Below are 7921 nucleotides of genomic sequence, written 5' to 3'. Positions count from 1 at the left end.
AGCGCGATTGCGCTGCGCCCGCTCGCATTCTCCTGAGATTCCTCAAGCCAGCGGAGCTTGCAGATGAGGCATGCCCTGTCGATCGAACCGACACCAACCAGCCGTTCGCTGACTGCCGATTACGCGGCTACGGACACCGCCCCCTATCTGCAGATTTCGGACCTGTGGAAGACCTATGGCGATTTCGTCGCGCTGCGCGATATTTCGCTCTCCATTGCCAGGGGCGAGTTCATCTGTTTCCTCGGCCCCTCCGGCTGCGGCAAGACTACGCTGCTTCGGGCGATTGCCGGTCTCGATCTTCAGACCAAGGGCACCATCCTGCAGGATGGGCGCAACATCTCGACGCTGCCGGCTTCTAGCCGCGACTATGGCATCGTCTTCCAGTCCTATGCGCTCTTTCCCAACCTCACGATCGAACAGAACATCGCCTTCGGCCTGGAAAATACCGGCCGGTCGAAGGCAGGCGTCGCGTCGAGGGTTGCCGAACTCCTGGAAATGGTCGGCCTTTCGGCCCACGGCAAGAAGTATCCGGCTCAACTTTCCGGCGGCCAGCAGCAGCGCATCGCGCTTGCGCGCGCCATCGCCATCTCGCCGGGGCTCTTGTTGCTCGACGAGCCGCTGTCGGCACTCGACGCCAAGGTCCGCGTGCATCTTCGCCATGAGATCAAGGCGCTGCAGCGAAAGCTCGGCGTCACCACCGTCATGGTGACGCACGACCAGGAGGAGGCGCTCGCCATGGCCGACCGGATCGTCGTCATGAACCACGGCGTCATCGAGCAGGTCGGCTCGCCGACCGAAATCTATCGTCATCCCGAGACGCTGTTCGTCGCCGACTTCATCGGCGAGACCAATCAGTTCGAAGCGCGGGTGCTTGGAGATGGCGAAGTCGAGATCGGCCACTCCGCCTTCTGCTGTTCGACGGAGGATTTTTCCGCCGGCCATGCGGCAACGGCGGTCGTCCGCCCGGTCGACATCATTCCCCACGGAGCCGATGCCCATGCCGTCAACGCCAGCGACCGGCCGGCCACACCGCAGAACCTGATTGACGCCGAGGTTCGCGAGATGGAGTTCCTCGGCATGTTCTGGCGTACGCGCCTGACGGCACCCCGTCTCGGCGAACGCACGCTGGTTGCCGATTTCTCGGTCAACGCGGTCAGACGCCTGCGGATCGAAACCGGCGGCGCCATCCAGGTGGAGATACCGCGCGAGCGCCTGCTGCTCTATCCGAGGGGTGCCGGACGATGAACATGGTTCTGGAAGCACCCCACCTTCCCCTGATCGGCAAGCGGCTGCGCCAGGAGTCCTCCAAAGACGATCGCATCAAGCTCGGCTTCATGGCGGTCATCGGGCTCTATCTGGTGGTGGCACTCGGCGCGCCGCTCTTCGTGATGCTGTCGAAGTCGCTTTCGACCTATAGGTTCGAGCTTTCAGCCTTCGAGTTCCAAGTGAGCGACGAGACCGGTGCGAACTGGGGTCCAATCGCTAGCGCCGAAGACCTGAACCGTACACTCGCTGCCGTGACGGAAGCCGAGCTTTCGGTGAGTTCCGACGGGCGGCTTGCGGCCACGAAGTTCTTCCCGGAGTTCAAATTCCGCAGTCCCGTCCACTACCGCATTCGCGGCACGACTGACGATGCGGCCTTCCTGGTGGGCTCCACCCTGGAGAAGGGCACGGAGTGGCGCGAATACGATTCCGGCACGTTCCGGCGTGTTGTGCTCCGGCCCGCCCGCAGCCTCGGCTTCGAGAATTTCAGCACGTATTTCTCGACGCCAGCCCTTGCGCAGTCGATCTACAATTCCGTGCTGATGGCGGTCATCAGCACCGTGTTCACGGTCGCGATCGCCTTTGCGCTCGCTTTCGGGCTGACACGAAGCTGCATGCCGTTGAAAGGGCTCTTTCGCGGCATCCTGACGATCCCGATCCTCGTCCCCTCGCTGCTGCCGGGCATCGCGCTCGTCTATCTCTTCGGCAATCAGGGGGTCTTCAAGGACTGGCTGCTTGGCTATTCCATCTATGGACCGATCGGCATCGTCATAGGCTCGATCTTCTTCACCCTGCCGCACGCCTTTCTGATCATCCTGACCGCCCTTTCCGTGGCTGACGCCCGGCATTACGAGGCAGCGGCTTCGTTGAAGGCCAGCAAATGGCGCACGTTTACGACGGTCACGGTGCCCGGCGCGCGCTACGGGATCGTCTCGGCGGCCTTCGTCGTCTTCACGCTTGTCATCACCGATTTCGGCTTGCCCAAGGTGATCGGCGGGCAATACGGCATGCTCGCGGTCGATATCTACAAGCAGGTGATCGGCCAGCAGAACTTCGAGATGGGAGCCGTCGTCTCCGTCATCCTGCTCGTGCCGGCGGTGCTTGCCTTCTATGTCGACCAACGCATGCAGAAGCGGCAGGTGGCGCTCCTGTCGGCGCGCGCCGTGCCCTACACGCCGAAACGCAATGCTCGCACGGATACGCTCTGCTTTGCCTTCGCCTGTTTGGTCAGCCTGTTCATTCTCGGCATGATCGCCATGTGCCAGATCGCAGCGGTCGTGAAGTTCTGGCCCTATGACCTGACGCTGACAGCGAAGAACTTCGCTTTCGACCTGATGGATGGTGGCGGTTGGGCTGCCTATGGCAACTCGATCCGGCTTGCCCTGCTGACGGCGCTCTTCGGTTCGGTCGTCGTCTTTGCCGGCGCCTACATGGTCGAGAAGGCCGATGGCTTCCGCTTCGGCCGTGGCCTGTTTCATTTCCTCGCAATGATGCCGATGGCGGTGCCCGGCATGGTGCTCGGCCTTGCCTATATCTTCTTCTTCAACAACCCGGCCAATCCACTGCACCCGATCTACGGCACGATGACGATCCTGGTCGTTTCGACCGTGACGCACTTCTACACGGTCGCGCACCTGACCGCGTTGACGGCGCTGAAGCAGATGGACCCGGAATTCGAATCCGTCGCCGCCTCGCTGAAGCAGCCCTTCCACCGGCTGTTCTTCCGGGTCACGGTGCCGGTCTGCCTGCCGGCGATCCTCAACATCGCGATCTATCTCTTCGTCAATGCGATGACGACCGTTTCGGCGGTGGTGTTTCTCTACTCGACCGATACGAAACTCGCGTCGGTTGCCGTGCTCAACATGGATGACGCCGGCGACATCGCGCCAGCGGCCGCCATGGGCATGATGATCTTCTACACAAATGTTGCCGCCAAACTTGTCCACGCGCTGATCTCCCGCGGCTTGCTCGCGCGCACCCAGGCCTGGCGCTAACTCGCTTCCAGGCCTTTGCAAAGCGCCGCCTCCCTTCGCTCTGAAGGGGGCGGCGCTTCTTCTGCGCCCCTCCCTAAGCCACCCGGAGTTCCGCCATCACCGCCTTGCGGCCGTTTCCGGCGCGCAGGCGCTCCATCTCGTTGAGACGCGAACGCTGCGGCGTAAGGCCGTAGCGTTCGCGGTAGGTGCGGGAAAAGTGCGAGGCGGTGGAAAAGCCGCAGGCGACTGCAATCTCGATGACCTGAAGGGACGAGGTGATGAGCAGCAGGTGGGCGCGCTCCAGCCGCAGGTCGAGATAGTAGCGCGCCGGCGTGCGACCCATTTCCCTTCGAAACAGGCGCTCGATCTGGCGTCGGGACAATCCGGTCGATGGTGACATGTCGGCGAGCTTCAACGGCTCGGCGAGACTTGCCTCCATCTTTTCGATGACACGGATCAATAGCGGGTTGTCGATGCCGAGGCGCGCCTGCAGCGGCAGGCGCTGGCGCTCGCCGGTCTCGCGCAGCCGCTCACAGAGCGCTGCCTCGCAGATACGGGTGGCCACGTCCCGACCAAGGTCCGCTTCGATGATGTGCAGGAACATGTCGAAGGGCGCGTTGCCGCCGGCGCAGGTGTAGATCCCGTCGTCGATCTCGAAGGCGGTCTGGCGCGGGTTTGCGACGAAGAACCTTTCGGAGAAATCGGGAAAGTGCTCCCAGTGGACGGCGCAGCGACGCTCATCAAGCAGCCCCGCCCGCGCCAGGCAGTAGACGCCGCCGCCAAGCCCGGCGAGGCGCGCATTGCTGCGTGCGCTCGATCGCAGCCAGGCTTCCAGGGCCCTGTCGGCCGGCGGTTTCGTGCGGCCGCCGCAGACGACGATGAAGCCCGTGTCGCTACCACGGCCAAACCGGGTGCGTTCGGCCGAGAGCGGCCCCGCTACCGGGATGCCTGTGCCGCAGGATGAGATGGCAGGTTCGCCATCTGCTGTTACCATGTGCCAGCCGTATACCGGGCGGCCGGCAACGTCATTGGCGAGGCGTAGCGCTTCGATCGCTGCGGAGAAGCCATGCAGGGCGAACCCATCGAGAAGGTAGAAGGTGAAGTGGCGGGCCTGCGCACATGCCTGTTGCATTGTCTCTTCCTGATCACAAAAGGCGTCAACGTGGTACGAGTGGGGAACAATAGTTACATTATGCAACATTTCGCGTTGTGCCAATCCCCGTTTGAACGAGGATCCGATGAAATTCGCTTGAATCCGGGGAGGTGAAGTAGTTTTGCGACGTGCGTCGCGGCATGGACAGGCGCCGCAGCTTGTCAAATGGACAAAAATGAACACAGATAGTCACATGTCAGAACAACAAAACGCTCGCGCTCTTGCTCCCCGTCGTCACGGCGAAATCCTCAGGCGTCTTGCAGCCGATGGTACCGTCGGTATTAGCGAGCTTGCGGACTTCTTCGATGTTTCGCGCCAGACCATCAGGCGCGACCTGAAACTTCTTGCCGATCGCGGCCAGCTCGATCTTGTCCATGGCGGCGCCACCCTGTTCGAGCCGACCGAGGCGGCCTTTGACGAGCGGCGCGAGGAAAACGCCGGGCCGAAAGCGGCGATCGGCCGTGCTGCGGCGGATCTCGTGCGCGACGGCATGGTGATCTTCCTGGATTCCGGCACCACGACCTTGGCGGTTGCCCATGCATTGTCAGGGCGGAAAAATCTAACGATCTGTACGACTTCGCTGTCGATCGCACTTTTGATGTGCCGGCAGCCGCTGGTGCGAGTCCATATGCTCGGCGGCGAGATTGATCCGGACGAGGAAGCGGCCGTGGGGATCGACGCACTCGAGGCGATCAATCATTTCCGCGTCGACGTCGCCTTTCTCGGTGGCGGCGGGCTGTCGCCGGACGGAGAGGTGACCGACTTTACCCGCAGCGGCGCCGAGCAGCGCTCGCGCATGGTGGTAACGGCAGCCAAGGCCTATTTCGTGCTCGACAGCTCCAAGTTCGGACGGCTGACGCCGCTGCGCATTCCGCGCTTCGAAGCTGCAGCCGGTGTGATCGTCGACCGGCATCCGCCGGAGGCGATCCGCGAGGCGCTCGAGCGCAAAGGGCCGGCACTGATCGTTGCTGATTCATAAATGTAATATTTTGTAACTTTTTGTCTTGTTCTTTGTCGGCGTTTTGTTACCGTGTGGCCTTCCATGGTTTCGGGAGGTCGTTTCATGGCGCAGGAATTTCCAACGCAGGCACAGGTCGTCATCGTCGGCGGCGGTATCATCGGGTGTTCGGTCGCCTATCATCTGACCAAGCTCGGCTGGACCGACGTCGTCCTTTTGGAGCAGGGGCAGCTGAGCGGCGGCACCACCTGGCACGCAGCCGGGCTCGTCGGCCAATTGCGCAGCCATGCCAACATGACCAGCCTGATCAAGTACTCGACCAAGCTCTATAGCGAGCTGGAGGCCGAGACAGGCCTTGCGACCGGCTGGAAGAATTGCGGTTCGGTCTCGGTTGCGCGCACCGAGGACCGCATGACCGTCTTGAAGCGCACGGCAGCATCCGCCCGTGCGCAAGGGGTCGAGATCGAGGTGATCTCGCCGAAAGAGGCCCAGGATCTCTGGCCGGTCATGGCCATCGACGATCTCGTCGGCGCCGTCTGGCTGCCGGGTGACGGCAAGGCCAATCCGACCGATCTTACTCAGTCGCTCGCCAAGGGCGCACGCAATCGCGGCGCGCGGGTGATCGAGCGCGTCCGGGTCACCGGTATTTCGACCAAGAACGGCGCCGTCACCGGCGTCGAAACCGATCGGGGCGCCATTGCCGCGGAGATCGTCGTCAACTGCGCCGGGCAGTGGGCGCGCAAGGTCGGCCAGATGTGTGGCGTCACCGTGCCGCTGCACTCGGCCGAGCACATGTACATCGTCACCGGTCGCATCGAGGGCGTGCATCCGGATCTGCCGGTCATGCGCGATCCTGATGGATACATCTATTTCAAGGAGGAAGTCGGCGGGCTCGTCATGGGCGGCTTCGAGCCGGAAGCCAAGCCCTGGGGCATGGCCGGCATTCCCGATGATTTCGAGTTCGCGCTTCTGCCTGACGATTGGGACCAGTTCGAAATCCTGATGCACAATGCGCTGCAGCGCGTGCCGCAGCTTGCGACGTCAGAGGTGAAGAAGTTCTACAATGGCCCGGAGAGTTTTACTGCGGACAACAACTTCATTCTCGGCGAGGCGCCGGAACTGAAGAACTTTTTCGTCGGCGCAGGCTTCAACTCCATGGGCATTGCCAGCGCCGGCGGGGCCGGACGGGCGCTTGCTGAGTGGATCGTCAACCGCGCGCCGACCATGGATCTTTGGCCGGTCGATATCCGTCGCTTCGCCGGCTTCAACAACAATCCGCGTTGGCTGCACGATCGCGTCAAGGAAACGCTCGGTCTGCACTATGCGATGCCCTGGCCAAATCGGGAGCTCGATACGGCGCGCCCCTTCCGCCGCTCGCCTCTCTACGATCGCCTTGCCGCCAAGGGTGCCTGCTTCGGGTCGAAAATGGGATGGGAACGGGCCAACTGGTTTGCCGCGCAAGGCGAGCGCCCGGTGACCGAGTATTCCTTCGGTCGGCAGAACTGGCATGAAGCGGTCAGGCGCGAGATGAAGGCGACGCGCGAGGCTGCCGGCATTTTCGACCAGACCTCCTTCGCCAAGCTGCTTGTTCAAGGGCGGGATGCGGCAGCGGCGCTCAATCGCATCTGCGCTGCCGACATCGACGGCGAGATCGGCCGTTCCGTCTATACCGGCCTCTTGAACGCCCGGGGCGGCTACGAGAGCGACCTGACCGTCATGCGACTTGCCGCCGATCGTTTCTTGCTGGTCACAGGTTCGGCCCAAGCGGTGCATGATGCGGACTGGATCCGCAAGAACCTTGCCGCGGACGCCCACGTGACTTTGACCGACGTGACGTCGTCCTATGCAGTCCTGGCGCTGATGGGGCCAAAGTCGCGTGACATTCTCGCGAAGCTCACCTCGGCCGATATCTCGAACGAGGGCTTTCCCTTCGCGACCATTCGCGAGATCGATATCGGCTACGCCACGGCCTTTGCCAACCGCATGACCTATGTCGGCGAACTCGGCTGGGAACTGATCGTGCCGACAGAATTCGCCGTCGGTGTCTATGAGGCGCTGCACGAGGCCGGTCGCGCGTTCGGCCTCACGGATTGCGGCTACTATGCGCTTGAGGCGTTGCGGCTGGAGAAGGGTTATCGCGCCTGGGGCCGCGAACTGACACCCGACATCAACCCCTACGAGGCCGGTCTTGCCTTTGCTGTTGCTCTGGGAAAACCCGACGGCTTCGTCGGCCACGACGCGCTCGTGGCTGCAAAGACCAAAGGCACGCCGTCGCGCCGCATCGTGCAGTTTACGCTCGACGACCCCTTGCCGATGCTTTGGGGCGGTGAACTGATCCTGTGTGCGGGAAAACCGGTCGGCGAGGTCCGCTCTGCCGCCTACGGTCACACGCTTGGGCGCTCGGTCGCGCTCGGACTGCTCGAAAACCCTGGAGGCGTGGACAAAACCTTCCTCGAGGGGGAGCGCTTCGAGATCGATCTTGCCGGCGTTCGCTATGCCGCGACGGTGCATTTGGCGCCGGCCTACGATCCGCGTGCGCTGAAGGTCAAGATTTAGACCATCTCCCGCAACGCG

The 7921-nt window shown here is 62.7% G+C and carries 5 protein-coding genes; 4 read left to right on the top strand and 1 reads right to left on the bottom strand.

Features of this window, described 5'->3' with window-relative positions; translation table 11 throughout:
* Positions 1–63: 63 nt before the first annotated feature.
* Together L981_RS21200 and L981_RS21195 are read left to right on the top strand one after the other, a co-directional pair.
* Positions 64–1245, top strand: coding sequence for a putative 2-aminoethylphosphonate ABC transporter ATP-binding protein (locus tag L981_RS21200; RefSeq protein ID WP_043620649.1), 1182 nt, complete (start codon positions 64–66; stop codon positions 1243–1245).
* Positions 1246–1247: 2 nt separating this feature from the next.
* Positions 1248–3257 carry a putative 2-aminoethylphosphonate ABC transporter permease subunit gene (locus L981_RS21195; protein ID WP_043620646.1) on the top strand — a complete coding sequence of 670 codons (2010 nt, stop codon included), beginning with the start codon at positions 1248–1250 and terminating at the stop codon, positions 3255–3257.
* Positions 3258–3330: 73 nt separating this feature from the next.
* Here the strand turns inward: L981_RS21195 and L981_RS21190 are convergent, their stop codons facing one another.
* Positions 3331–4368: a GlxA family transcriptional regulator gene (locus tag L981_RS21190; RefSeq protein WP_082006109.1), complete on the bottom strand. Its 1038-nt coding sequence runs from the start codon at positions 4366–4368 to the stop codon at positions 3331–3333.
* A gap of 214 nt (positions 4369–4582) precedes the next feature.
* Between L981_RS21190 and L981_RS21185 the strand changes: the two genes are divergently transcribed.
* Both L981_RS21185 and L981_RS21180 read left to right on the top strand, forming a co-directional pair.
* The gene (locus tag L981_RS21185) at positions 4583–5368 is read left to right on the top strand and encodes a DeoR/GlpR family DNA-binding transcription regulator (RefSeq protein ID WP_043620644.1); all 786 of its coding nucleotides are present in this window, start codon (positions 4583–4585) and stop codon (positions 5366–5368) included.
* Between the two features lie 84 nt (positions 5369–5452).
* Positions 5453–7903, top strand: coding sequence for an FAD-dependent oxidoreductase (locus L981_RS21180; RefSeq protein WP_043620641.1), 2451 nt, complete (start codon positions 5453–5455; stop codon positions 7901–7903).
* The last annotated feature ends 18 nt before the right edge of the window (positions 7904–7921 follow it).

This window comes from Ensifer sp. ZNC0028, from assembly GCF_000799055.1.
GTDB lineage: Bacteria > Pseudomonadota > Alphaproteobacteria > Rhizobiales > Rhizobiaceae > Ensifer.
The sequence above is the reverse complement of the archived record's forward strand: the minus strand, read 5'-3'. Positions and strand labels throughout refer to the sequence as shown.

Bases quoted from the DNA above. Each gene is read 5' to 3' on its own strand.
- L981_RS21180 (WP_043620641.1), top strand. From the start codon at position 5,453: ATGGCGCAGGAATTTCCAACGCAGGCACAGGTCGTCATCGTCGGCGGC.
- L981_RS21190 (WP_082006109.1), bottom strand. From the start codon at position 4,368: ATGCAACAGGCATGTGCGCAGGCCCGCCACTTCACCTTCTACCTTCTC.
- L981_RS21200 (WP_043620649.1), top strand. From the start codon at position 64: ATGAGGCATGCCCTGTCGATCGAACCGACACCAACCAGCCGTTCGCTG.
- L981_RS21185 (WP_043620644.1), top strand. From the start codon at position 4,583: ATGTCAGAACAACAAAACGCTCGCGCTCTTGCTCCCCGTCGTCACGGC.
- L981_RS21195 (WP_043620646.1), top strand. From the start codon at position 1,248: ATGGTTCTGGAAGCACCCCACCTTCCCCTGATCGGCAAGCGGCTGCGC.